Origin of the sequence: Mycobacterium sp. 050134, assembly GCF_036409085.1 — a bacterium.
Lineage (GTDB): Bacteria > Actinomycetota > Actinomycetes > Mycobacteriales > Mycobacteriaceae > Mycobacterium.
Genome location: NZ_JAZGLV010000021.1, coordinates 24,140 through 50,132 on the forward strand (window position 1 = coordinate 24,140; position 25,993 = coordinate 50,132).

21 protein-coding genes, 2 tRNA genes and 1 pseudogene are annotated in these 25,993 nt (G+C 67.0%); 9 read left to right on the plus strand and 15 right to left on the minus strand.

The window, feature by feature from the left end:
* Positions 1–82 precede the first annotated feature (82 nt).
* The 9 genes from SKC42_RS21915 to dnaA form a co-directional block, all read right to left on the minus strand.
* Positions 83–155, minus strand: a tRNA-Ala gene (locus SKC42_RS21915).
* A gap of 148 nt (positions 156–303) precedes the next feature.
* A tRNA-Ile gene (locus SKC42_RS21920) sits at positions 304–377 on the minus strand.
* 77 nt (positions 378–454) lie between these two features.
* On the minus strand, positions 455–1,306 hold the full coding sequence (locus SKC42_RS21925; protein WP_330966362.1) for a DUF3566 domain-containing protein: 852 nt from the start codon (positions 1,304–1,306) through the stop codon (positions 455–457).
* Positions 1,307–1,429: 123 nt separating this feature from the next.
* Positions 1,430–3,949, minus strand: a complete 2,520-nt coding sequence (gene gyrA, locus SKC42_RS21930; RefSeq protein WP_330966363.1) for a DNA gyrase subunit A — start codon at positions 3,947–3,949, stop codon at positions 1,430–1,432.
* Between the two features lie 39 nt (positions 3,950–3,988).
* On the minus strand, positions 3,989–6,001 hold the full coding sequence (gene gyrB, locus SKC42_RS21935) for a DNA topoisomerase (ATP-hydrolyzing) subunit B (protein ID WP_330966364.1): 2,013 nt from the start codon (positions 5,999–6,001) through the stop codon (positions 3,989–3,991).
* A 246-nt stretch (positions 6,002–6,247) separates the two neighbouring features.
* Positions 6,248–6,793 (minus strand): DUF721 family protein, encoded by a 546-nt coding sequence (locus tag SKC42_RS21940; RefSeq protein WP_330966365.1) that lies wholly within the window; start codon positions 6,791–6,793, stop codon positions 6,248–6,250.
* Positions 6,790–7,947 carry a DNA replication/repair protein RecF gene (recF, locus tag SKC42_RS21945; protein ID WP_330966366.1) on the minus strand — a complete coding sequence of 386 codons (1,158 nt, stop codon included), beginning with the start codon at positions 7,945–7,947 and terminating at the stop codon, positions 6,790–6,792. Before recF ends, SKC42_RS21940 begins: the two co-directional genes overlap by 4 nt.
* Positions 7,948–9,147: a DNA polymerase III subunit beta gene (gene dnaN, locus SKC42_RS21950; protein ID WP_330966367.1), complete on the minus strand. Its 1,200-nt coding sequence runs from the start codon at positions 9,145–9,147 to the stop codon at positions 7,948–7,950. It abuts the gene before it with no gap.
* 475 nt (positions 9,148–9,622) lie between these two features.
* Positions 9,623–11,149, minus strand: a complete 1,527-nt coding sequence (gene dnaA / locus SKC42_RS21955) for a chromosomal replication initiator protein DnaA (RefSeq protein ID WP_330966368.1) — start codon at positions 11,147–11,149, stop codon at positions 9,623–9,625.
* Between the two features lie 623 nt (positions 11,150–11,772).
* Between dnaA and rpmH the strand changes: the two genes are divergently transcribed.
* From rpmH to SKC42_RS22000, 9 genes and pseudogenes are all read left to right on the plus strand, one after another.
* A complete protein-coding gene (gene rpmH, locus SKC42_RS21960) occupies positions 11,773–11,916 on the plus strand; it encodes a 50S ribosomal protein L34 (protein WP_085254171.1) in 144 nt (47 codons plus the stop codon).
* Between the two features lie 20 nt (positions 11,917–11,936).
* Positions 11,937–12,299, plus strand: a complete 363-nt coding sequence (gene rnpA, locus SKC42_RS21965) for a ribonuclease P protein component (RefSeq protein WP_330966369.1) — start codon at positions 11,937–11,939, stop codon at positions 12,297–12,299.
* Positions 12,300–12,313: 14 nt separating this feature from the next.
* The gene (yidD, locus tag SKC42_RS21970) at positions 12,314–12,631 is read left to right on the plus strand and encodes a membrane protein insertion efficiency factor YidD (RefSeq protein ID WP_442932221.1); all 318 of its coding nucleotides are present in this window, start codon (positions 12,314–12,316) and stop codon (positions 12,629–12,631) included.
* On the plus strand, positions 12,615–13,718 hold the full coding sequence (gene yidC / locus SKC42_RS21975) for a membrane protein insertase YidC (RefSeq protein ID WP_330966370.1): 1,104 nt from the start codon (positions 12,615–12,617) through the stop codon (positions 13,716–13,718). The genes yidD and yidC overlap by 17 nt, the downstream gene beginning before the upstream one ends.
* Positions 13,719–13,792: 74 nt before the next feature.
* A complete protein-coding gene (locus SKC42_RS21980) occupies positions 13,793–14,371 on the plus strand; it encodes a Jag family protein (RefSeq protein WP_330966371.1) in 579 nt (192 codons plus the stop codon).
* A gap of 50 nt (positions 14,372–14,421) precedes the next feature.
* A complete protein-coding gene (rsmG, locus tag SKC42_RS21985) occupies positions 14,422–15,165 on the plus strand; it encodes a 16S rRNA (guanine(527)-N(7))-methyltransferase RsmG (RefSeq protein WP_330966372.1) in 744 nt (247 codons plus the stop codon).
* A pseudogene (locus tag SKC42_RS21990) lies at positions 15,162–16,138 on the plus strand (ParA family protein). The gene rsmG and the pseudogene SKC42_RS21990 overlap by 4 nt, the downstream one beginning before the upstream one ends.
* Complete coding sequence (locus tag SKC42_RS21995; RefSeq protein ID WP_330966374.1) at positions 16,135–17,118, plus strand: ParB/RepB/Spo0J family partition protein; 984 nt, start codon at positions 16,135–16,137, stop codon at positions 17,116–17,118. Before SKC42_RS21990 ends, SKC42_RS21995 begins: the two are co-directional and overlap by 4 nt.
* Before the next feature lie 265 nt (positions 17,119–17,383).
* Positions 17,384–18,133 (plus strand): acetyltransferase, encoded by a 750-nt coding sequence (locus SKC42_RS22000; protein WP_330966375.1) that lies wholly within the window; start codon positions 17,384–17,386, stop codon positions 18,131–18,133.
* Here the strand turns inward: SKC42_RS22000 and SKC42_RS22005 are convergent.
* The 6 genes from SKC42_RS22005 to SKC42_RS22030 form a co-directional block, all read right to left on the minus strand.
* Complete coding sequence (locus SKC42_RS22005) at positions 18,130–19,350, minus strand: N-acetylmuramoyl-L-alanine amidase (RefSeq protein ID WP_330966376.1); 1,221 nt, start codon at positions 19,348–19,350, stop codon at positions 18,130–18,132. The genes SKC42_RS22000 and SKC42_RS22005 overlap by 4 nt on opposite strands.
* 133 nt (positions 19,351–19,483) lie before the next feature.
* Positions 19,484–19,837 (minus strand): thioredoxin, encoded by a 354-nt coding sequence (gene trxA, locus SKC42_RS22010; protein WP_085254161.1) that lies wholly within the window; start codon positions 19,835–19,837, stop codon positions 19,484–19,486.
* Complete coding sequence (trxB, locus tag SKC42_RS22015; protein ID WP_330966377.1) at positions 19,834–20,844, minus strand: thioredoxin-disulfide reductase; 1,011 nt, start codon at positions 20,842–20,844, stop codon at positions 19,834–19,836. Before trxB ends, trxA begins: the two co-directional genes overlap by 4 nt.
* An 81-nt stretch (positions 20,845–20,925) precedes the next feature.
* Positions 20,926–21,693 (minus strand): hypothetical protein, encoded by a 768-nt coding sequence (locus SKC42_RS22020; RefSeq protein ID WP_330966378.1) that lies wholly within the window; start codon positions 21,691–21,693, stop codon positions 20,926–20,928.
* Positions 21,694–21,737: 44 nt separating this feature from the next.
* Positions 21,738–22,310, minus strand: coding sequence for an RNA polymerase sigma factor SigM (gene sigM, locus SKC42_RS22025; RefSeq protein WP_330966379.1), 573 nt, complete (start codon positions 22,308–22,310; stop codon positions 21,738–21,740).
* A 64-nt stretch (positions 22,311–22,374) separates the two neighbouring features.
* Positions 22,375–25,863 carry a lipid II flippase MurJ gene (locus SKC42_RS22030; RefSeq protein ID WP_442932225.1) on the minus strand — a complete coding sequence of 1,163 codons (3,489 nt, stop codon included), beginning with the start codon at positions 25,861–25,863 and terminating at the stop codon, positions 22,375–22,377.
* Positions 25,864–25,993 lie beyond the last annotated feature (130 nt).

Consider the following 25,993-nt stretch of genomic DNA (forward strand, 5'->3'; position numbering starts at 1 on the left):
AGCTCGCAGATTTGCGGCGGTTCAGGGCTAACGACCATTTCATGCTAGGCGCGGAGCGTTCGGGGACGAAGAATTTGTCTTGTGGAGCCTAGGGGAATCGAACCCCTGACACCCGCCTTGCAAAGGCGGTGCTCTACCAACTGAGCTAAGGCCCCTCACGCTGTACAGATGGTTGACCGGGGGAGTCGTCCACCGCCACGTGCCAGACCTCGACCCCGCGTCGGGACACCACCAGCACCGCCACCGCAACCACGGCCAGTGGCACTGCAAGTCTCACGCAACGTCTTGACGGGCACATGGTTGTGGGCCTAGGAGGACTCGAACCTCCGACCTCTTCGTTATCAGCGAAGCGCTCTAACCGCCTGAGCTATAGGCCCGTAACGCGCATACGGCCGAGCGACGAGATTACCGCAACCGGCGCCCCATCCCCAAAACCGCTGTAGTTCACCCCAGCCTAGTCGCGATCGGCCAAGGTCACCTCGATGCCGCCGATGAGGTCGGTGGTGAGGTTGTAGACGAACGCGGCGATCGTCGCCATGGCGGTCAACAGGACAATATTGACCAAACCGATCAGGACCGCGCCACCGAAGATCGTCCCACTGGAAACCAGCTCGCCGCTGCTGCCGCTGGTGTTGTTCAGCAGGTCACCGACGTTGCTGTTCAACTTCGCCCACACACCCATGCCGCCGAGCACCAGGTAGAGAAACGCCACGGCGATCATCCACACGAAGAACAGCGCCACCGACAGCAGCAGCGACACCTTCAGCGTGCTCCACGGGTCGATCCGGCGGATCTGCATGCTCGCCCGGACCGGTCCGCGGGCCCGCCGAGACACGTTGAGGCGGCCTTCCCGAGGTTCGCGCGCCTCGGACCCCGTCGAGCGAGCCGATCCCGACGTGGCGGATGCCTCAGGGCTACGTTCCGGAGCGGTCTTGCGCTGCGCGGCCCGTGGAATCGGCCCGGATAGGTCCGGCAATTCGCTGGCGTAGGCCTCCGCGGGCGGGCCGTCGCCACGCGACGGCGTCACCTGGGTGGCCGGGGACGCCGAGCTCCCGGAGATGAAGCGGTTCAGCCGTGCGTCGGCGCCCGCGGGGCGCACGTCAGACTGCGGATCACCCGGCCGATGCGGGGCCTGGGATGCCCGCCCGCCCCCCCACTGCCGCTGCGACGACTCCGCGGCGTCCTGAGTCCGGCCCGCCTGGGGCGGCGTCGCGCGGTGCGCGCCCCCCCGATCGACCGAACCATCCCCGTTCCCATGAAAGCTGTCGCCCGTCTTGGGGGCGCCCGGCTCGTTCGGTGAGGTCACCCCGACTCCTTACATCTCCTGCGCGAACCTTGCCAAGGCCACAGCACTCCCGCGTCTGATCGGGCCGAGTCTAGTTGCACCGACTCCCGAGCGGCCCACCGCTTGCCCGCATCGTTACCGGGCCTAGCTGGTCGACTCCCCGGTCTCGTCGGTTTCACTAACGACCTCTTCCGCGCTTTCCTCGGCGTTACGAGCGATGGCCAGCAGCGTTACACCCTCGCCCAGGTTCATCAACCGAACGCCCTTGGTCTGCCTGCCCGCCTTGCGGACCTGGCGTGCTGCCGTGCGGATGACGCCTCCCCCGGAGGTGATGGCGTACAGCTCGCTGTCGTCGTCGACGATCAGCGCTCCGACGAGCCTGCCGCGCCGGCGGTCGTACATGACCGTCAGCACCCCCTTGCCGCCGCGGCCCTGCACCGGATACTCCTCGATCGCGGTCCGCTTGGCGTACCCGCCGGACGTCGCGACCAGCAGATAGGTGCCTTCCCGCACGACGTTCAGTGATAACAGCTGGTCGTCGGCGTTGAATCGCATGCCCTGCACGCCCGAGGTGGCCCGGCCCATCGGCCGCAGCGCCTCGTCGGTCGCCGAGAACCGGATGGACTGGCCGTTCGCCGAGACCAGCAGCAGGTCGTCCTCCGACGAACACAGCACCGCGCCGACGAGCTCGTCGTTGTCGCGCAGGTTGATCGCCACGATCCCCCCGGAGCGGTTCGAATCGAAGTCGGTCAGCCTGGACTTCTTGACCAGCCCGTTCTTGGTGGCCAGCACCAGATACGGCGCGTCTTCGTACCCGCGGATCTGGATGACCTGGGCGATGCGCTCCTCCGGCTGGAAGGCCAGCAGGTTCGCGACGTGCTGGCCGCGGGCCGTCCGCGAGGCCTCGGGCAGCTCGTAAGCCTTGGCCCGGTAGACCCGCCCCTGCGTGGTGAAAAACAGGATCCAGTCGTGGGTCGAGGACACGAAGAAGTGCGCAACGATGTCGTCCTGCTTGAGTCCGGCGCCTTGCACGCCCTTGCCGCCGCGCTTCTGGCTGCGATACAGGTCGGTCTTGGTGCGCTTGGCGTAGCCCGTTTCGGTGATGGTGACCACGACGTCCTCGCGGGCGATCAGGTCCTCGTCGTTGACCTCGCCGTCGGCCGCGATGATCCTGGTGCGACGGTCGTCGCCGTGCTTGTCGACGATCTCGCGCAGCTCGTCGCGCACGATGGCGCGCTGGCGCTCCGGCTTGGCGAGGATGTCCTCGAGGTCGGCGATCTCGGCCTCGATCTTCGCCAGGTCGTCGATGATGCGCTGCCGTTCCAGGGCCGCCAGGCGGCGCAGCTGCATGTCGAGGATCGCCTGCGCCTGAATCTCATCGATGTCGAGCAGCTCGATCAGGCCCGCACGGGCGATGTCGACGGTCTGCGACGCGCGGATCAAGGCGATGACCTCGTCCAGAGCGTCAAGCGCCTTGACTAGACCGCGCAAGATGTGCGCGCGCTCGTTCGCCTTGCGCAGCCGATAGGTGGTGCGGCGAACGATCACATCGAGTTGGTGCTCGACGTAGTAGCGGATCATCTGGTCGAGCCGCAGGGTGCGCGGCACCCCGTCGACGATCGACAGCATGTTCGCGCCGAAGCTGGTCTGCAGCTGGGTGTGCTTGTAGAGGTTGTTCAGCACCACCTTGGCCACCGCGTCTCGCTTGATCTCCACAACGATCCGCAGGCCGACTCGGTCGCTGCTCTGGTCCTCGATGTTGGAGATGCCGGCCAGCCGGCCGTCGCGGACCTGCTCGGCGATCGAGGTGATGAAGTTGTCGTGGTTGACCTGATACGGCAGCTCGGTGATCACCAGCGAGGTGCGTCCGCGCGAATCCTCTTCTACCTCAACGACTCCGCGCATCCGGATCGAGCCGCGGCCGGTGGTGTAGGCGTCGTGGATGCCTTGTGATCCGACGATCAGGCCGTGGGTCGGGAAGTCCGGGCCCTTGACGCGCTCACAGACGGCGGCCAGGGTGGCTTCCTCGTCGGCCTCGTGATTCTCCAGGCACCAGTACACCGCCTCGGCCAGTTCACGAAGGTTGTGCGGCGGGATGTTGGTGGCCATCCCGACCGCAATGCCACCCGAGCCGTTGGCCAGCAGGTTGGGGAACCGGCTGGGCAGCACCGTCGGCTCCTGAACGCGGCCGTCGTAGTTGGGGATGAAATCGACTGTCTCCTCGTCGATTTCACGCAGCATCTCCATGGCGAGCGGGGTGAGGCGCGCCTCCGTGTACCTCATCGCGGCTGGCGGGTCGTTACCCGGCGAGCCGAAGTTGCCCTGGCCGTCGACCAGCGGGTAACGCAACGACCACGGCTGCGCCATGCGCACCAAGGTGTCGTAGATCGAGGCATCGCCGTGCGGGTGGTAGTTGCCCATCGTCTCCGCGACCGACCGCGCCGACTTGGCGTGGCTGCGGTCCGGGCGGAAACCGGAGTCGTACATGGCGTACAACACCCGGCGGTGCACCGGCTTGAGCCCGTCGCGCACTTCCGGAAGCGCGCGGCCCACGATGACGCTCATCGCGTAATCGATGTAGCTGCGCTGCATCTCCTGCTGGATGTCGACCGGTTCGATGCGGTCGCCGGCTTCGTCGCCCGGAGGCAGCGTGGTGTCAGTCATGTATTCCTCGTTTGCATCGAGCTACGCGTGTCTGATCGATCAGACGTCCAGGAAGCGAACGTCCTTGGCATTGCGGGTGATGAAGCTTCGGCGGGCGTCGACGTCCTCGCCCATCAGGATGGAGAACAGTTCGTCGGCGGCAGCCGCGTCGTCCAGCGTGACCTGACGCAGCACCCGCACCGACGGGTCCATCGTGGTCTCCCACAATTCTTTTGCGTCCATCTCACCCAGACCCTTGTAGCGCTGGATGCCGTCTTCTTTGTTGATCTTCTTGCCGGCCTTGAGCCCCGCTTCCAGCAGCCCGTCCCGCTCGCGGTCGGAGTAGGCGAACTCGGGGTCGGTCCGCTGCCACTTCAGCTTGTACAGCGGCGGCTGCGCCAGGAACACGTGGCCGTTCTCGATCAACGGGCGCATGAACCGGAACAGCAGCGTCAGCAGCAGGGTCGAGATGTGCTGGCCATCCACGTCGGCGTCAGCCATCAACACGATCTTGTGGTAACGCAGCTTGGTCAGGTCGAACTCGTCGTGAATCCCGGTGCCCAGCGCGGTGATGATCGCCTGGACTTCGGTGTTCTTCAGCACCCGGTCGATACGGGCCTTCTCCACGTTGATGATCTTGCCGCGCAGCGGGAGAATGGCCTGGAACATCGAATCGCGACCACTCTTGGCCGAGCCACCGGCCGAATCACCCTCGACCACATACAGTTCCGACTTTCGGGGGTCGGTCGAGCGGCAGTCGGCGAGCTTGCCCGGCAACCCACCGAGGTCCGTCGCGCTCTTGCGCCGCACCAACTCACGCGCCTTGCGCGCGGCGATCCGTGCCTGCGCCGACGAAACCGCCTTGTTGACCACGACTTTCGCATCCGCGGGGTTAGCTTCGAACCAGTGTGTGAGTTGTTCATTGCAGACCCTCTGCACGAACGACTTGACTTCGGTGTTACCCAGCTTCGTCTTCGTCTGGCCCTCGAACTGAGGTTGCGAGACCTTGACGGAGATGACCGCGGCCAGACCCTCCCGGATGTCGTCACCGGTGAGGTTGGGATCCTTGTCCTTCAGCAACTTCTTGTCTTTGGCGTACTTGTTCACCACGGTCGTCAGGGCGCTACGAAATCCCTCTTCGTGGGTGCCACCCTCGTGGGTGTTGATGGTGTTGGCGAAGGTGTGCACGGATTCTGAGTATCCGCCGTTCCACTGCATCGCCACCTCGACCTCGTGGCCCTCGCCCCTGCCGTCGAAACCGATGATGCTCTGCTGGATCGGGCTCTTGGTGCGGTTGATGTGCTTGACGAAGTCCACCAGGCCGCCGGGGTAATGGAAGGTGCGGTGCTTCACCTTGTGCGGCGCAACCGTTTCCGCGGCCTTCTCTTCCGCGGACTTCGGGGCCTCGGCAGTATCGCTGACGACCTCGTCGACGACTTCCTCTTTGGTCACTCGCTCGTCGGTCAGCTCGATGGTGAGGCCCTTGTTCAGGAATGCCATCTCCTGCAGCCGACGGGCCACCGTCTCGAAGTCGTAGTCGGTGGTCTCGAAGATATTCGGATCGGCCCAGAAGCGGATGGTGGTGCCCGTCTTCTTCGTCTTCTCGCCTTGCTTGAGGACGCCGGGGACCGAGTTGGTGTACACCTGGGACCATTCGTATCCGTCTCGACTGATGTCGGCTTCGAGACGGGAGGACAGCGCGTTCACGACTGAGACACCCACGCCGTGCAGCCCACCGGACACCTGATAGGCGCCCTCTTCGAACTTGCCGCCCGCGTGCAGGACCGTCATCACCACGTCGACGGTCGGCACGCCCGTGGCGTGCATCTCCACCGGGATACCGCGACCGTCGTCGCCGACCTCGACGCCGCCGTCGTCGAGCAACCGGACCGTCACCTTGGTCGCGAAGCCCGCCATCGCTTCGTCGACCGCGTTGTCCACCACCTCCCAGACCAGATGGTGCAAACCCCGCTCACCGGTAGATCCGATATACATACCGGGGCGTTTGCGGACCGCCTCCAGCCCTTCGAGGACCTTGATTGAATCAGCGCCGTACTGGTTTTTGGCAGCCACGTTCGGAATGCTCTCCTTGGGGTTACGTGCAGCGGTCCGATCACCGCCTCGGTCGCACCCCAACACTCTACCGTGATCGAGGCTTGGCACCGATTTTCTGGGCGTGTTTCTGCCGGGCTAACCGCGCCGTGCGCACGATTTCTTTATTTAGGCCGTGTCCTGACGCTAGTCGGAGTCATCCGTTACCTTCTAGCGGCTCTCAGCGGCCTGTTAATGCAGGGCGCTCTGGGGATCGCCGACACGGGTTCAGCCGTAGGTGTCGCGGGGACCGCGCCCGGCGATGTGGCGCGGGCCTTTCCGCCACGACGGCGCCGTCGGGCCGGTGATTTTCAGCGAGGTCACCACCCCGTCGCCCACCGCCGCCGCAATCTTGGCCAACAGTTGCGCCTGGATCATCCGCAGCTGCGTGGCCCAGGCCGTCGACTCCGCCGCGACACTGAGTACCCCCTCGCTCAGGCCGGTCGGCGTGGCGTGGTCGGCGATTTGATGGCCCACCACCGTGGTCCACTGTCCGAGCACCGTCCCCTCGGCCACGCGGCCCGACCAGCCGCGTTTTTTCGCGATATCGCGCGTCAACCGGCCCAAGGGTTGGGGGTCACGGACATCCGGCCCGGGGCCCGACCAGCTTCTCCGCTGCCCCGCAACGCGGCGCGGAGCCGGCGCCACCGCTCGGCCGCGCCCGGCGTCCTTACCCTGCGCCCGCGCCGCCGCGCGCGCCTCCTCAAGCGTGCGCCGCACCAGATCAATGCCCTTGAGGCCGCTCGGCAGTGCGGTCTCTTCGCCGTCGGTCACGAACGCACCGTCGAAAGCGGGCCCGAGTTGTCGTCGCGCATTTCGATGTGGACCCGCCGCGCCGACCAACCCTCGGGAATGTCTTCTTCGACCGCCGCGGTCACCAGGACCTGCTCCGCCGATTCCGCCACGGTGGCCAGCGCGCGCCGCCGAGCGGCGTCGAGTTCGGCGAAGACGTCGTCCAGTAACAACACCGGCTCGCTGCCCTCCTCCCGTAACAACTCGTACGCCGCCAGCCGCAGCGCCACCGCGAATGACCACGATTCACCATGGCTGGCAAAGCCTTTCGCCGGTTGATCACCCAGGCGCAACTCCAAGTCGTCGCGGTGCGGACCCACCAGGCACATCCCGCGTTCCAATTCCGCCGCCCGGCGGGCCCCGAGCGCCGCAAGTAAGGAGGCTTCCAGAAATTCCCGGTCCGCACCCACGAGATCCGCCGGACCGTCGGCCCCGAGGCTGGACCGGTAGGCGATCGACGCCGGGCGGGATCCGGGAGCCAGGAGTTGGTAAGCCTTTTCGACGTCGGGCGCGAGCTCTTTCACCAAATCCATGCGCGCGGCCATCAGCTGGGCGCCGTGCTCGGCCAGCCGGCTGTCCCATACGTCCAGCGTGTCGAGGGCGCCGGGGTCGGCGCGGTGCCGTACCCCGGAGATGGACTTCAACAGCGCGGTGCGCTGCCGCAGCACCTTGTCGTAATCGGCCCGCACCCCAGCGACCGACGGTCGGCGCACCGTCGCCAAGTCATCGAGGTACCGCCGGCGATCCGCCGGATCACCTCGAACCAGGGCCAAATCCTCCGGGGCGAACAACACGGCGCGCAGCACCCCGACCACCTCGCGGGTGCTGCGCACCGGCGACCGGTTCAACCTCGCCTTGTTGGCCCGGCCGGCTGCAATTTCCAAATCGACTGCGCATTCCCGGCCCTCGTTTACCACGATCGTCGAAACGATCGCCCTGTCGGCACCGGCCCGGATGAGTGGCACGTCGTTCCCCACCCGATGCGACGACAAAGTTGTCGAATACCACAAGGCCTCAACAAGATTCGTTTTCCCGAAGCCGTTGGGGCCGACGAAGACCGTCCGGCCCGGCTCCAATTCGAGGTCGGCGTGCGCCCAGGACCGAAAATCACGCAGTCCCAAATGCCGGAGGTACACCTAGCCAGGCAACCGGACGGGCATCAGCAGGTAAACGTAGTCGGTCGGCGAAGCCGCGAACGGGCCGCTGCCCGCCGGCGGCGCGTCATCGTCGGACGCCGGACGCAGCAAGGCCGGCTTGCCGGGAGTGGTGAAACCGAACGACACCCGCTCGGAGCGCACCGAGGCCAGGCCGTCGGTCAAATACGTCGGGTTGAACGCAATCGTCAGCGGTTCGCCGACGAAATCGACCGCAAGGTCCTCCTCGGCCCGGCCCACATCGTCGGCGCCGGCGGACAACCGCAGCGTGCCGTCGGCGAATTCCATCCGAACCTGGGCACCACGGTCGGCGACCAGCGCGACCAGCTTGATGGCCTCGGCGAGTTCCGCCACGTTGATCGTGGCGACCGCGGTGTGCTCGGCTGGCAGCAACTGCCGAAACTTCGGAAACTCTGCGTCCAGCAACCGGGTGGTGCTCCGCTTACCATTGCCACTGATGCCTAGCAGGCCCTCCTTGCCCACCCCGCTACCCGCACCCAGAGCCAGCCGGACGTCTGAGCCGTCGGTACCGGTCCGCGCGGCTTCAGCCAGCGTCTTTGCCGGTACCAGCACCGCGGCCTCGATGTCCGGCGATGACGCCGACCATGTAAGTTCGCGAACCGCCAACCGGAATCGGTCCGTAGCCGCCAAAACGACAGTGTTACCGGAAATCTCGACCCTGATCCCCGTCAGCATAGGAAGGGTGTCATCCCGGCCCGCCGCCACAGCGACCTGGCTGATCGCTTCGGCGAACAGGTCCGCCGGTAGGGTGCCGGTCTCCTCTGGCAGCGAGGGCAGCGTCGGGTAATCCTCGACCGCCATCGTCGGGAGTGAAAACCGGGCACTCCCACAGGTCAAGGCGACGCGGTTGCCGTCGACGTGAAAGTCGACGGGCTTGTTCGGCAGCGCCCGCGTGATGTCGGACAACAGCCGACCCGATACCAAAACGCTTCCCGGAGAAGCGATTTCGGCCGCAACCTGCGCCTCGGCGGAAACCTCGTAGTCGAAGCCGGAGATGGTCAGACCCTCGTCCGAGCCGGACAACAAAACTCCGGACAGGACGGGAACCGCCGGCCTCGTCGGGAGGTTTCGCGCCACCCACGACACCGCGTCGGCGAAGGACTCGCGCACCAACCGAAACTTCAAGTCGGTGAGACCAGCTGTTGTCGTCGCCGCGTCCATAACGTCCCTTCACCTGCCCAGAGCGTTCACCGATTCGGTGACCAGTCCCCCGCGTCAGTGCGGGGAGTCGAAGAACAACCGTAGAGCTTTGGAGCCCATCTTGAAAGCTAATCGAGAACGCCGACAACCCGGGTCTGAGAGGGGTTGCTTGCGCTGTGTGCACCAAGGTTCCCCAGGGCCGTTCTTCGAAGAGAAACCCATGGAGAGATCTCAGTAATAGTAATAAGGACTGTGGACGCTGGGGACAACGCCGCCCCGGTGCAGCTAGGGGACTCCGCGCGCTGTGGATGACGCCGTGGACAACTATGTGCCGTCCGGTTGGCGGCTGGGGATGAGCGCGGGCTGTGTGCGCAACGGCCGATGATGCACCGACATTTGGTTGCGTTGTACACAGCGCTGCACACAGGGTCCGGCTGTGACTGGTGTGACATAGGTGTCGGAAGTTTTTCGAAAAGAGTTGGCAGGAGCCTTGGAATCAGCGCTTAGAACGCTGACGAATGCGAGTGGTGAGTTCCTTGACGTGATCGAACACCTCACGCCGCTCGGCCATCTCGGACAGGATCTTGCGCTGCGCGTACATCACGGTGGTGTGGTCGCGGCCGAACGCTTGGCCGATCTTGGGCAACGACAGATCGGTGAGCTCGCGACACAGATACATTGCGATCTGGCGCGACTGAGCCAATGCCCGGGTCTTGCCGGGCCCGCGTAGTTCTTCGACGGTGGTGTCGAAGTACTCAGCCGTCGCGGCCATGATGGTCGCCGAACTGATCTGCATCGTGCTGGCATCGGCGATCAGGTCGCGGAGCACGATCTCGGCGAGCGCCTTGTCGATCGGAGCCTTATTGAGCGAGGCGAAGGCGGTAACCCGGATGAGCGCGCCTTCGAGCTCGCGGATGTTGCGTTCGATGCTGCTGGCGATCAGCTCGAGGACATCGTCGGGCACGGCAAGCCGCTCCATCTGTGCCTTCTTGCGCAGGATGGCGATGCGGGTCTCCAGCTCGGGTGGCTGGACATCGGTGATCAGGCCCCATTCGAATCGTGTTCTGAGCCGGTCCTCGAGTGTGGCGAGCTGCTTGGGCGGGCGATCCGAGGAGATGACGATCTGCTTGTTGGCGTTGTGCAAGGTGTTGAAGGTATGGAAGAACTCCTCCTGGATACCTTCTTTGCCCTCGATGAATTGGATGTCGTCCACCAGGAGCACGTCGACGTCGCGGTAGCTCCGCTTGAACGCGACCTTCCGATCGTCACGAAGTGAGTTGATGAAGTCGTTGGTGAATTCCTCGGTCGACACGTACTTGACCCGCATGCCGGGAAACAGTCGTTGCGCGTAGTTGCCGGCGGCGTGCAACAGGTGCGTCTTGCCGAGGCCGGACTCACCCCAGATGAAGAGGGGGTTGTAGGCGCGGGCGGGGGCTTCGGCGATGGCCAGGGCGGCGGCGTGGGCGAACCGGTTGGATGCGCCGATCACGAACGTGTCGAAGGTGTACCGGCGATTGAGGCTGGCTTCGGCGGTGACGACGGGGTCGGCATTGCGCGCGCGTTCGGTGAAGTAATGGGGCCAACTGTGTTCGGGCCCCGCAGCTTCCCCGTTCTCCTCGGCGTCGTCGTGTTCCATCGCGGGGTCGTCGGGCGTCGCCTCCGGTTGCGGGTAAACCTCGGCGGCGGGGAAGGATGCGTCGTCAGCGTCCTCGGCGGGTGGCGCGATCCGGACTCCCAGCTGGATCTGCTGGCCGAGCCGGCGACTCAGCGCGTCGGTGATGGGCGCTCGCAGATGCCGTTCGATTTCGTTCTGCACGAAGCTGCTCGGAACCGAGAGCAAAGCGAAGCCCTCGACGATGGTCAGAGGCTGAACGAGATTCAGCCAGGCGCGCTGCTGTGGTGTGAGCGGGGTAATGAGGGTAGTGCGGTTGGCGGAGGCGCTGTCCGCGGTGGCGTCGCCGTTGAGCTCGGATACGACGGCGTTCCACACAGTGGTGAAACCTGAACCGGGGTCATCGGTCAACGACGCATCTCCCTGGTTCTCACACATCTCGGGTCGTCATACGAACAAATATCAAACGACGCTAGGTCGACGAAGCAACTGTCCACATAGTTATGCACAGATGTGGACAGGATGATGGTAAGCGAACCGCAGCCTATCGGCGACGGCACGCAATCTCCTTGCTGAAGAAAAACCATGGAGGTGGTCTACGCAGCTAGTGGACCCGCCATCCTCACTTCGTTGTCGAGCGCCGTTCCAGTCTAAAACGACCTTGGCAGAAGCTAACAGTTTTCCGTGCGGCTGCCAACCGTTCCGTTGCATTCCAACCGAGTTGTTTAGGGTCAGGTGGGCCTGGTTCGGCTCACTCGGAAGCGGGGTGTGCGGACGCTCACGATACACCGCGTGACGCGAACAGGGTATTCGAGTGGGGGCGTTGGCACAGGCCAGGTTTGACCAAGCCAACGCGCGTCAGTACCCTCAAACAGTCGCCCGAACGTCGGCGATACGGCTGCGACCCGGGGTGACGTGCCCGGGGACCGCGCCGGCCAGCGAGCGGGAACCACTCCCGACCGATCTGCAGACTACATGTCTGAGCGGTCGGGTGGCTGGGACTACTTGATGCGAGACACAACGAGGAGAACGTCGTGGCCAAGGGCAAGCGGACCTTCCAGCCGAACAACCGGCGCCGAGCCCGCGTGCACGGTTTCCGCCTGCGGATGCGGACCCGCGCGGGGCGTGCGATCGTGTCGACGCGGCGCCGCAAGGGCCGCCGCTCTCTTACTGCCTGATCGCCATACCGGGTTCTGCCGTGCTTCGCGCACGCAACCGTATGAGGCGGTCAACTGAGTTTGACGCGACGGTGAAGTATGGGCTGCGCGCTGCGCAGCCCGACTTGGTGCTCCACTTTCGTCGTGCCGGCGACGGTGCCGAGGTCGACGCGCCCCACGTGGGATTGATCATCGCCAAGCCGGTGGGTACCGCGGTGGAACGGCACCGGGTGGCCCGTCGGTTGCGGCACGTGGCCCGGCCCATGCTCGGGGAGCTCGACCGATCCGATCGACTGGTGATCCGGGCGCTGCCGAGTAGTCGCAATGTGTCGTCGGCGCAATTGGAGCATCAGCTGCGTCGCGCGTTGCGGCGGGTGCTCCGGTCGGCGGGAACGGATCGGTGACCGCGCCGACGGGAGTGAGTGCGGCAGTCGAGACCGCGGGCACCGCGACGGCGCGGGTAGTGGTCTACCTCATCCAGCTCTACCGGCATATGGTGTCGCCTTTGCGACCGGCGACATGCCGCTTCGTTCCGACGTGTAGCCAGTACGCCGTCGATGCGTTGACCGAGTACGGCTTGGTCCGGGGGAGCTGCCTGGCGGCGGCCCGCCTTGCGAAGTGCGGACCGTGGCACCGGGGAGGGTGGGACCCGATACCGGATCGCGACAACTGTGACCACATGAACGGCGCCCGGGCCTTGCCGGGGGTCCGAGGGGAGAGTGAATCCGTTGTTTGATTTTTTCAGTCTTGACTTCGTCTACTACCCGGTGTCGTGGATCATGTGGGCCTGGTACAAGCTCTTCGCGGCCGTGCTCGGACCGTCGAATTTCTTCGCGTGGGCGCTGGCGGTGATGTTCCTCGTCTTCACTCTGCGGGCGCTGTTGTACAAGCCGTTCGTGCGGCAGATTCGGACGACGCGCCAGATGCAGGAGCTGCAACCGCAGATCAAGGCGCTGCAAAAGAAGTACGGCAAGGACCGGCAGCGGATGGCGCTCGAGATGCAGAAGCTGCAGCGCGAGCACGGCTTCAACCCCATCCTGGGCTGCCTGCCGATGCTCGCGCAGATCCCGGTGTTCCTCGGCCTCTATCACGTGCTTCGGTCGTTCAACCGCACCACAGGTGGGTTCGGTCAGCCGCACCTGTCGGTGGCCCAGAACCGCGCGACCGGTAACTACGTCTTCACGCCAGCCGACGTCGGCCACTTCTTGGACGCCAACCTTTTCGGTGCGCCCATCGGTGCGTCGATGACACAGCATGCCGGGCTCGACGCCTTCACTGTTTACAGTCTCCCGGCGGTGATCGCGGTGGGAGCGCCGGTGATGATCATGGCCGGCATCGCGACGTACTTCAACAGCCGCGCGTCGGTGGCACGGCAGAGTCCCGAGGCGGCGGCCAACCCTCAAACCGCGATGATGAATAAGCTCGCCCTATACGTTTTCCCGCTGGGTGTCGTTGTTGGCGGGCCGTTCCTCCCGCTCGCGATCATCCTGTACTGGTTCTCGAACAACATCTGGACCTTCGGTCAGCAGCATTACGTGTTCGGGATGATCGAGAAAGAGGAAGAGGCAAAGAAGCAAGAAGTGATCGCGCGGCGGGCGGCCAATGCGCCGGCACCTGGCGCCAAGCCGAAGCGCGAACCGAAGGCAACCGCGCCGGGTGGGAACGGCGCGAAAGCCGACGATGGTGACGCGGCGGACGCTGCGAACACGTCCGAGGCCGAAGCCGTGGAAACGGAAACGACGGCTCGGCCGGAGGGGCCTGGCGGCGCGGCGGTGAACCGGTCCCCGCGCCCCGGCGCGCGGCCAAGACGGCGCAAACGCTGATTAGGCCGAAATTCTTTGGGCCGCTGGCATAGGCGGCCCCAGTAGGGCAGAGACCCGTGGAGGGAGAAATAGACATGACAGACGCCGACACCACCGAGCGCGACTACGACGCGGACCTCGACTCCGCTGAGTCGGCCGAGCAGGCCGAAGTTGCGGGTGCCGAGGATGGCGCCGACGGCTTCGACGACGCCGAGGAGCGCCTGGTCGCCGAGGGGGAGATCGCCGGCGACTACCTCGAAGAGTTGTTGGACCTGTTGGATTTCGACGGCGACATCGATCTGGATGTTGAGGGCAACCGCGCGGTCGTGAGCATCGACGGGAGCGACGACCTGAACAAGTTGGTGGGCCGGGGTGGCGAGGTGCTGGACGCCTTGCAGGAACTGACCCGGTTGGCGGTGCACCAGAAGACCGGTGTGCGCAGCCGACTGATGCTCGACATCGCGAGCTGGCGGCGCCGGCGTCGGGAGGAGCTCGCGGCGCTGGGCGACAAGGTGGCCCGCCGTGTGCTGCAGACGGGGGAGCGCGAGGAGCTGAGGCCGATGACGCCGTTCGAGCGGAAGATCGTCCACGACGCGGTGGCGGCGGTTTCGGGAGTGCACAGCGAAAGCGAGGGCGTCGAACCGTCGCGCCGGGTCGTTGTGCTGCACGACTAGAGGCGGCGAGTTACAGACGTGTAGTTCACCATCGGCGTGGACGGGCGGGAATGTTTCACGTGAAACATAGCGAGCCGGACGAGCGTGGAGAGGCGGCCGCGTTCGTGGGCCCCGCACCCGGCGCGGCCACTATTCTGTTCGGTCCGCGGCTGGACATCGCCGAACGCTACGCCGAGCTCCTTGCCGGCGCCGGTGTCGAGCGTGGGCTGCTGGGTCCGCGCGAAGTCCCCCGCCTGTGGGAGCGCCACGTACTCAATAGCGCCGCGATCGAGGCGATCCTCGAATCGGGGGAGCGCATCGTCGACATCGGCAGCGGAGCAGGGCTCCCCGGCATTCCGCTGGCGATCGCGCGTCCCGACCTGAAGGTCGCCCTGCTCGAACCACTCCTGCGGCGAAGCGAATTTCTCAAGGAGGTCGTCGCCGAACTAGGGTTAGCCGTCGAGGTGGTGCGTGGACGGGCGGAGGAGCCTTGGGTCCGCGAGCAGCTGGGTGAGAGGGATGCGGCGGTGTCTCGAGCGGTGGCGGCGTTGGACAAGCTGACGAAGTGGAGCATGCCGTTGATACTGCCGGGCGGGCGAATGATCGCACTGAAAGGCGACCGCGCCCCCGAGGAACTGGAACAGCATCGGCGTGTGATGGCGGCGGCGGGCGCGGTTGATGCCAGGGTGGTCAGATGTGGCGCGGAATATTTGCAGCCCCCCGCAACCGTAGTTGTGGCCCGGCGCGGACGGCCGGAGCGCCGGGCATCGGCACGCCGGGCATCGGCACGGACAGCGAAGGGCAGAAAGCTATGAGCGCGCCAAAAGACCGACCCATCGGGCAGACCCCGACGCCGACTGTCACGCCAGAACCCGGCCCAGCCGATGTTTCACGTGAAACATCGCAGGAGTTCGACACCCCGATCGGGGCCGCCGCCGAACGGGCGATGCGGGTGCTGCACACCACCTACGAGCCCCTGCGCAGGCCGGGACACCGACGGACGTTCACGATCGCGAACCAGAAAGGTGGAGTCGGTAAAACCACCACCGCGGTCAACCTTGCCGCGGCGCTTGCCGTGCAAGGACTCAAGACCCTCGTCATCGACCTCGATCCTCAGGGCAATGCAAGCACGGCGCTCGGCATCGCGGACCGGCAGTCGGGCACCCCGTCGTCGTATGAAGTCCTCATCGGTGAGGTATCCCTCAGGGACGCGATCAGACCCAGCCCGCACAGCCAACGGCTGTTCTGCGTCCCGGCGACCATCGATCTCGCCGGCGCCGAGATCGAGTTGGTCAGCATGGTGGCCCGGGAGAACCGGCTCCGCACGGCGCTCTCCGAGCTCGACGATCTCGACTTCGACTACGTCTTCATCGACTGCCCGCCATCGCTTGGGTTGTTGACGATCAACGCCCTCGTCGCGGCCCCGGAAGTACTGATCCCGATTCAGTGCGAGTACTACGCGCTCGAGGGCGTGTCGCAGCTGATGCGCAATATCGAAATGGTGAAGGCCCACCTCAATCCGCAGCTGGAAGTTAGCACCGTCGTGCTCACCATGTACGACGGTCGCACGAAGCTCGCCGATCAAGTTGCCGAAGAAGTGCGCCGCTACTTCGGGACCAAGGTGCTGCGAACCGTGATTCCGCGCAGCGTCAAGGTCTCAGAGGCGCCGGGCTACAGCATGACGATCATCGACTATGACCCTGGCTCGCGGGGGGCGATGAGCTACCTGGACGCGAGCCGCGAGCTCGCCGAGCGCGATCACCACCATTCCTGAAGGGACGATCATGACGCAGCCGTTACGCAAGAAGGGCGGCCTTGGCCGCGGTCTCGCTTCGCTGATCCCAACCGGCCCGGCGGATAGCGACTCCGGGCCGGCGACGCTGGGCCCGCGGATGGGGGACGCGGCGGCCGACGTGCTCATCGGGGGAGCGGTCCAGCAGGCGGCGGACGTCGGCGCGGTGTACCGGGAGATCGCGCCGGCTGACATCGAACGGAACCCGCGACAGCCAAGGCAGGTCTTCGACGAAGAAGCGCTGTCCGAGCTGGTCCACTCGATTCGGGAGTTCGGCCTGTTGCAGCCGATCGTGGTGCGCGCCGTGACGGCCGCCCCGGGCGGCGCCCGCTATCAAATCGTGATGGGGGAGCGGCGCTGGCGGGCGGCCCAGGAGGCCGGACTGACTACGATTCCCGCCATCGTCCGCGAAACCGGCGATGACAACTTGCTGCGCGACGCCCTGCTCGAGAACATCCACCGCGTACAGCTGAACCCGTTGGAAGAGGCGGCCGCATACCAGCAACTGCTGGACGAGTTCGATGTCACCCACGACGAACTGGCGTCGCGCATCGGCCGGTCTCGGCCGCTGATCACGAACATGATCCGCTTGCTCAAGCTGCCGATCCCGGTGCAGCGTCGCGTGGCCGCCGGTGTCTTGTCCGCCGGCCACGCCCGTGCGCTGCTGTCGCTGGAAGCGGGTCCGGAGGCGCAGGAGGAACTGGCGAGCCGCATCGTGGCGGAGGGATTGTCGGTGCGGGCCACGGAGGAGGCCGTCACTTTGGCCAACCGCGGCGGCTCACCCAGCCCGGCTCCGCAGCGGCGCAAGCCGATTCAGATGCCGGGCCTGCAGGACGTCGCGGAGCGGTTGTCCAACGCCTACGACACCCGGGTGACGGTCAGCCTCGGCAAGCGCAAGGGCAGGATCGTGGTCGAGTTCGGCTCCGTCGACGACCTCCAGCGAATCGTGGACATGATGGCCGCGCCCGACGCCTGAACCACCACATGGTGTAATTACGTCACTGTGACGCCCGGGGCTCCCGGGATGTCGGCGATCGCCGGGCCTGATGGCTCGGGGGCGGAAAGTGGTGCGAGGCAATCGTTTTCAATCTGGCCGCCAATCATCGGCTTGGCGGCCGCCGCAGACGGGGGATTGGCCCAAGTCACCCCGCAAAAGCTGGCCTCAGTCGGATCAACTCTCCTATCCTGGAGGGGTTGCTGGTTGCAATCGGCTGCAGTACCGCTCGGAGGCCAGGAGGCTAGTGTCCGCTCGAATCATGCCGCTGCGGCTCGAGGATTTCGAGCAGCTTCCCAAGCACGCACGCCGGTGCGTCTTCTGGGAGGTTGATCCGGCGACGCTCGGAAACCAGGACCACCTTGCCGACCCGGAATTCGAAAAGGAAGCCTGGCTGTCCATGGTCATGCTGGAGTGGGGTTCGTGTGGTCAGGTCGCGACCGCGGTTCCCGACGAGCGCACGCAGGCCGAGCCGCCCTGCCTCGGCTACATCCTCTACGCGCCGCCGCGTGCGGTGCCGCGCGCGCAACGGTTCCCCACGGCGCCGGTGTCGGCGGATGCGGTGTTGCTGACGTCGATGGGCGTCGAGCCCGGGCAAGCCGCCGACGATCTGCCGCACGGGCTCATCGCCCGAGTCATCGACGAGTTGGTCCGCCGCGGTGTCCGGGCGCTCGAGGCCTTCGGCCGTACCCCGGCGGCCTCGGAATTACTCGACCTCCGCGCCGCGGATCCGGACGTGCGGCCCGTCCTGGAGGCGCTCAACGACTGCTCGGTGGATCACTGTGTGATCGACGCCGAGTTCTTGCAGGACGCGGGCTTCGTCGTGGTGGCTCCGCACGCCTATTTCCCGCGGCTTCGGCTGGAACTGGACAAGGGCCTCGGCTGGAAGGCGGAGGTCGAGGCCGCCCTCGAACGCCTGTTGGAAAACGCTCAGCTGCAGCAGCCGGTCGGCGCGGGGTCCGCGACCGCAACGGTGAAGACCACTCAGGACGGTTAAGAACCGCCGAGCCGGCCGGATCGTTCCACGGACAGTTCGTGAGCCAGTAACTCCGCGAAGGTGAAAGTGCCTGTGGGCCGGTCGTTCTTGCCCAGCAGGTACAGGCGCTTGACCGCGGCGAGGATGCCTTCGGCGATCGCATCACGCGCTTGCGTCGAGATCAGCATGGCGCGGTCGCGTGGATTGGTGATGTAGCCGACATCCACTTGGACCGTTGGCATTCGAGTCAGCCGCAGCAGATCCCACGTGCGGCCATGGGTCCGGCAGTCACTCAATCCCGTGCGGGCCACGACTTCCCGTTGAATGAAGTCGGCCAGGTTGCGTCCGATAGTGGACACCGACCCGTGCGAGTTGCCGAAATGAAACGAGGCAACGCCGTTCGCCGCGGGACTCGCCTGATTCTCGCAGCGGAGGCTGATCATGAGGTCGGCGCCGACGTTGTTGGCGGTCGCTGCGCGCTCGGCGTCCGAGGGGCTGCGGTTGGCCGGCCGGGACAGGAAGGTCTCCATCCCGATGGCGGTCATCCGACCTTCGAGGCGGCTGGCCAAGTCCCACAACACATCCGCTTCGCTGATCGGGCCGTGCGGACCCTGCGCGATCAGACCATGGTCCGTGCCGCCGCGACCCGGATCGATGATGATGCGCTTGCCCGACAGCTTGGGGCCGGAGCGGCGAACCAGCTCCTCTTCGCGGATCGCGTGGGGGGAGCCGCCTGACACCCGCGAACTCAGAAAATACAAGGAGCGCAACGTTTCCGGGCCGCAGATGCCGTCGGCGGCAAGCCCGTACTCGCGCTGATACGACATCAGGGCGTTGTGGGTCTGCAGGCCGAAGTAGCCGTCGACCAGGCCGGTGTAGAAACCGAGATCCTGTAGCCGGGCCTGCAGCGTGGCGACATCGTCACCGTAGAGCGGTGCTCCGAATTGGTGATAAAGCGTGCGCGCGCCGAGCCGGTAGGAGGCTTCCTTCAAGGCGCGGTAGGTGGCCTCACCGACGAGCCCGTCGACCAGCAGACCGCGGTGCTGCTGGAAGGCCCGCACCGCCTGGTCGAGTTCGGTGTCGAACAGTTCGGCGGCTACATGCTGGCCAGTCGCCAGGCCCTCGTCGGGGCTCTCGAGCATCCCCAGCGTGGCCAGCGTTGCCCGGATCTCGGTCACGGCAGCGCTGCGGTCACCACAGCGCAGCGCGTCGCCGCGTTCACGGCGCGGACTCGACATACCAAGGGCCCTCCGGGACAAACTGACCAGCTGACATCCTGGCGCCAGCTAACCGTTATTGTCGCAGACGCTTCTCAATTTCGGGAAAACCCCAGGCCAACCGCGGGGCGTGGTGCGTCGACGCGAACGTGGTTCAGGTGAGGTTCGGAACCGCGTCGGAGAGTTCGCGCAGCAGCGCCGCCTTGCCCTTGGCGCCGACGATCCGCTTCACGGGCTGGCCGTCCTTGAAGAGGATCATCGTGGGGATCGACACCACCTGAAAGTCGCGCGCCGTCTCGGGGTTTGCATCCACGTCGAGCTTGGCGACCGTGAGCTGGCCGGCCCGCTCGCTGGCGATTTCCTCGAGGACCGGCGCCACCATCTTGCACGGTCCACACCACGTCGCCCAGAAGTCAACCAGCACAGGCGTATTGCTCGATAGCACCTCGGTAGAGAACGATGCGTCGGAGACTTCTATTGTCGCGCCGGACTTTTCGCCGTCCGTCATTGTGGTGCTCCAATCAATGTGTCGGTACTGCCGGGAAATTCGGTTGCGTCGCCCTGCGCGGCCGCGCTGGCCGACTCGTGTTCCGCCAGCCAGCGCTCCGCGTCGATGGCCGCGGCGCAGCCGCTGCCCGCCGCGGTGATCGCCTGGCGATAGGTGTGGTCGACCAGGTCGCCGGCGGCGAAAACACCGTCCAGCGAAGTGCTAGTGGTGCGGCCCTGTACCAGGACGTAGCCCTCCGGGTCGACGTCGAGGACGTCACGCACCAGCCCCGAACGGGGCTCGTGGCCGATGGCGACGAATACGCCGGTCACGGGGATGGTGGTCTCCTCACCAGTGACGGTGTGGCGCAACCGCAGTCCGGTCACGGTTTCCTGCCCCTCGACCGACGTGACGGCCTGGTTGGTGAGGAACGTGATCTTGTCGTTGGCGCGGGCACGGTCGAGCATGATCTTCGACGCCCGGAACTCATCGCGGCGGTGCACCAGCGTCACGCTGCGGGCAAACCGGGTCAGGAACAAGGCTTCTTCCATGGCCGAGTCGCCACCCCCCACCACGGCGATGTCCTGCTCGCGGAAGAAGAACCCGTCGCAGGTGGCACAGGAGCTCACGCCGCGTCCCAGCAACTCCTGTTCACCGGCGACGCCGAGATAGCGGGCTGCGGCACCCATCGCCAGGATGACCGCCCGGGCGCGGTGGGTCTCCCCGTCGGCGGTCACCACGGACTTGACCGCACCCTCGAGCGAGACGGACTCGATGTCCTCCATCCGCAAGTCGGCGCCGAAACGCAGCGCCTGCTCGCGCATCTGGTCCATCAGCTCCGGACCCGTGATGCCGTCGCGGAAGCCAGGAAAATTCTCCACCTCGGTGGTGGTCATCAGCGCGCCGCCGAAAGCGGTCCCCTCGAAGACGAGAGGCGCCAGCTGGGCGCGGGCGGTGTACAGAGCCGCGGTGTATCCGGCGGGACCCGAACCGATGATGATCACGTCGTGAACAGTGTCGCCAGTCATACGAGCCTTTCGGAAGAATGATCTTCGGATTCGTGTAAACGTCAGCGTAGGCGCGGGTGTTCCCGCGCGCGCCGCGCCACCCTAGGACCGGGGTACCTGAGTGTTGGCCAGCAGGCCGGTGTCGGCCGCGCTGCAGTTCGACGCGACCGCGAATACCGACAGGGTGTCGGGCGTGTCGCCCGGCAGGATCAGCAGCTCGCCGGGACGGGCGTTGATCTCGATCGGCCGGGCGCCCAGGACGCGGGTGGACGCCGGGTAGCCCAGCCCGCTGAGGCAGGACGCACGGTGGGCCGGGTCGGCGAGCGGGCCGTAGTCCGGGGCCCGCCCGATCAGCGCCGCGATCTCGGCCTGCGACAGCGGGATCACCATCGGCGGAGTCGATACCGTGATGTGCTCGGCCGTCGTGGGGGTACTCGGCGCGGGCGCCGGCTCGTCGAGCAGGGCCGCCGTCCCGAACCCGACGGCGGCCAGGACCGCGCAGAGACCGGCCGCGACCGCGGCGAGTCGGGCGGGCCGTATGTGCGGGCGGGCGGAATGGGTGACGGTGGCGACGCCGGTTCCCGGGTGGGCCGCCAGGGCGGCCGTGATCTTGGTCGCAACCTCCGGCGAGACGTCGGGTGCGGCCGCCGGGTCCGCGCCGGCATCGGCGACGTCGCGGCGCACCTGGTCCAGGGCACGCAGCACGCTCTTGGCTTGCGGGTCGGCCCGGACCCGCCGGCGGACCCGTGCGGCGGACTCGTCGTCGAGCAGTCCGGCCTGCAGGTCGGCGAGCAACTCGACCGTCAACCCCGGCTCCGCTCCGGCGTTGCCGGGGTTCGGGTCGTCATCGGCGGCGTCGTTTGCACCCATCCGCCCCAGTGTCCGATATGCGCCGGGGGTTGGCGAGGGCGGTGTCAGCTCAGATCGGTGGGATGGCCGGCGTCGAGATAGCCGAGCAATTCGGCGAGCCTGACCCGGGCGCGGGCGCACCGGCTCTTCACGGTGCCCTCGGCGACGCCCAGCAGCGCGGCGGTGTCCGCCACCGAGTAGCCCTGCATGTCGACGGCGACCACCGCGGCGCGTTGCTCGACGGGCAGGCGCATGAGCGCGCGGTGCACGAGGATCGCGGTGTCCACCTGGGCCGTCCGGTCGGCGACCGTGTGGACGTCTTCGAGCGGTGCCGTCGGGTGGGTCCGCGCGCGGCGGAGCCGGTCGAGGCAAGCGTTGACCACGATGCGGTGCAGCCAGCTGCCGACCGCGGCGTCGTGCCGGAAGGAGCCCGCGCCGCGGTGCGCCGACAGCATCGCGTCCTGCAGGGCGTCTTCGGCGTCCTCGGGGGAGCGGGTGGTCAGCCTGGCCAGCCGGTGCAGCTGGCGCTGGTGGCGGTGAAACAGCTCGCCGAACGCGTACCGGTCGCCGGCGACATGGGCCGCCAGCAGTTCGGCGTCGCTGCGTTCCCGCTGGAAGACGTGTCGCCCGAGACCCACGGCCGGACAGTAACCAACCGGGTGTCGCGCGGCACTTCACCGCCGCCCCCGCCTGTGAGCGTTGTCAGGACGCGGCCTGAACGGTGATTTCCGAAATGGCGGCCTTGCTCTTGCCGTCGGTGGTGCCCAGGGTGGCGATCCACACCAGCAGGTTGGAGGTCGGGGCCGCGGACTTGACCGCGATGGTGTTGTGGCCCGGCTTGAGCGTCGTGGCCGGCGCCAGCACGGTGGTGTCCTCCAGTCGCGACGGCGTCGGGGTGGAGGACGAGCGGATCTCGACCTTGGTGCCGGTGCTGGAGATGTCAATGTTCACCGCCCCGACCACGGTGGGGGTGGGCAGTTGCAGCATCAGGCCCTCGCCGGTTTTGAAGCTGGGGAACGGGACCGGATCGGTGTAGGTGTCGCTTTCCCAGGAGGTGGTCGGGTTGCCGTCGATCGCCTGCCCCGCCTGGCCCGGATTGTCGGCCTCACCGTCGGGGGAGAAGACGGTGGCCTTCGTCGGTTTGACGGTGCTGCCGGCGCGGGCCGAACCGACGGCCGAGGACGTCGTCGAGGACGACGGGCCGTTCAATCCGAGCTCGTCCTTATTGAGGCCGCCGCCGAGGTTGCCGAAGATCTTGCTCACCACCGAGGCGAGCACCAGCAGCGCGACCACGATCACGACCAGCCCGGCGCCAAGGCCGATCAGCAGGTTGCGGCGGCGCCGGGCATAGGCCGCACTGTCGCGCGCGGGCGTCGTCCGCGGCGATGGCGGCGGCGCAGAATCGTCGATCGGGCCGAGCACCTCGGTGCGGTCGGCCACCGCGGTCGCCTGCTGCAGCAGGTTCAAAAGCGTTGACGCGCTGCGTATTCCGCCGTCTTCCTGGACCGCGCGTACGGCGACGGCGGAGATCTGGAACGGGACGTCGCGGTCGACGGCCATGGGTTCGACGGGGTTGCCGGTGGCGTCCCGCTCGGCCGGCGCCAACCCGCTGCGCACCCCGGACTCGGGCAGGGGCCACCGGTTGACCAGCAGGGCGTAGAGCGCGGCGCCGATCCCGCGGATGTCGTCCTGCGGGTTGGCGTCGGGCATGGTCGCCGGGTAGGCGAGCACCACGTCGCCCTCGATGCTGACGCGAACCCGGTTGGGGTGGTCGATCGACAGGGCCACGCCCGCGCGGTGGGCCGCTTCGGCGGCGGCGGCCAGCGACTGCATCGCCCTGACGGCGCCCACGGGCGACGGCGAGGTGTCGGCCACCTCCTGCAGCGATCCACCGCGGATCCACTCGGACACCACCAGGCCGCCGTGGGCGGTATGGACGACGTCGAGCACGCGCGCGATGCCGGGTTTGTCGATCCGGCTCAGCCGCAGCGTGCGGGCGAGGATGTCCTGGAGCACCTCCTTGGGCAGCGCGCCGTCGGGGTCGACAAAGGTGAGGGCCACCTGCCGGTCCAGGGCGGTGTCAAGCGCCTGCCAGAACTGCAGGGGCGGAGCGCCGCCGTGGAAGACCAGCAGGCGGTATCGGCCGCTGGCGATCCGGGCGCCGGGGACCAGGTGCACGTCGTCCGCGGGGGCCGCCGGTTCGGGGCCGCGCTCACGGGGGGCGTCGAACGGCAGGGGGCCGCGCGGCGCGTCGGCCGAAAGACCGCCGTTCAGCGGATCGGGCGGGCGCGAAGTGGGCTGCGCGTCCTCGCGCTCGGCCCGGGTGTCGGGTTGGAAATCGTCGGCAACCGGCCGCTGCCGTTGGACGCCGGAAACTGAACCGGATCCGACGCCGGATCCAGCGCCCTCCACTGGGTGGTCGGTCACCTCCGGTCCTTTCGTTATGGGGGCGCGCTCCGGAGGCCTTCCCGGAGATCCATGCCGGGTCGGCTGCCAAACCGCATTGACCCCCGGCGGGGACGAATTCCTCTGCTCAGGGTACGTGACCCGGCGGGGGTCGGACGATCGATCCGGCACACCCCAGGACCGGCCCGGCTGGGGTGCCGCGGCGCGCCCGCGGATGCGACGCCGGGCGGCGTCCAGCGCCGCCCGTGCCTCCGGGACCTGCGCGCGCAACATCACCGCGACCGTAATCGGCAGCATGATCGCCGCCAGGATGACCAGCCGCAGCAAAGACCCGGCGCCGCCCCCGTGCGCGGTCAGCCGGCCGAGCATCAGCAGGCGGTCTGCGATGTGGGCGACCAAGCCGGCCGCCATGGAGGCGGCGATCGTTACCAGGATCGTGCGCACCTCGCCGACGCCGAGCAGGTGTCCACCGGCGGGCAGCAGGGCGCGTCGCAGCAGGCAGTAGCCGACGACGGCGCCGGCCAGGAAGCCGACCCCGTTGGCCGACCCGAGGAGTCCGGCCACCAGCTTGTGGTCGCCGGTCAGGTGCGGCGAAAGCACGGAACCGGCGATCTTGACCGCGGTGATGACCAAGATGATGACGATCGGGGTCCAGGGCTGCTCGCGCGCATAGAAGACCCGCAGCTGCAGCAGTACCAGCCCGTAGGGGATGAGCGTGAACGCCGACAGCGCGATCGCGGCGCCCAGGTAGCCGGCGTCGACCCCGCCGAATTGCCCGTAGGCGAACAGTGCGCTGCCGATCGCCGGTCCACCGACGGTCATGAACGCCACGATCGGGATGAGCGTGATCAGGGTCAGGCGGGTCGCCAGCGAGAGGTCGGCGAGAACCGCCTTGGTGTCGTCGGCGGCGGCGTTGCGGCTCAGCCGCGGCATGACGACAGTTAGCACCGTGACCCCGATCATGCCGAACGGCAGCATGAGGACCAGCCAGGTGTAGTTGTAGATGGCGGGCCCGGACGCCGCCGCGGTGCTGGCGATCTGATTCCCGACCACCAGCCCGAGCTGGCTGATCAGCACGTAGAGGACCATCGCGGCGGCCATCGCGCCGAAGCGTTTGAGTCGGGCGTCGATTCCCCACAGGGGCCGCAGGCTGACGTGCTGGCGTTGGAGGGCGACCAGCAGCATCGCGGTCTGGGCGAACACTCCCAGCGTAGTGCCGATGCCGAGAACCAGGAGCTTGGTGTTGCCCATCCGGACGGGATCGACCGACAGCTCGCCGGGCACGGCCAGGTAGACGCCCAGCGTGATCAGCGCAACGACGTTGTTGACGACGGGCGCCCACGCCGTTGGCCCGAACACGTTGCGGGTGTTGAGGATCGCCATGAACACCGACGTCAGCCCGTAGGCCAGCACCTGCGGCAGGAGCAGGTAGGCGAAGGCGGTCGTGAGCGCCTCGTTGACCTGGGGGTGGCGGCCCAGCATCAGCCGCACCAGCAGCGGCGCAGCCAGCACCGAGATCGCCGTCGCAACCACCAGCAGCGTCGTCGTCAGCGTGACGAGGCGCCGCACGAACGCCGCACCGCCGTCGGGGTCGCTCTGCTCCGCGCGCGCTAGCACCGGCACGAAGATCGCGGTGAACGTCGCCTCCAGGACGAGCGCCGCGACCAGATTGGGCAGCTGGTTGGCCACCGAGAAAGCGCTGGACAGCGCCGCCCCGAGGATCGCGGCCAGCACCACGATCCGCGCGAAGCCGGTGAGCCGGCTGACCAGCGTCGCCAGCGCCATCGCCCACGACCGCGACACCAGGGCCGCGTCGGACAGCTCGGGCCGGCGGCGGTCGATCCCCGCCGGGACGGGGGGCAGCGGACCGGTCGGCGGTGACTTACGGTCACGCCGCGGCTGGGGCAGGCGCCGT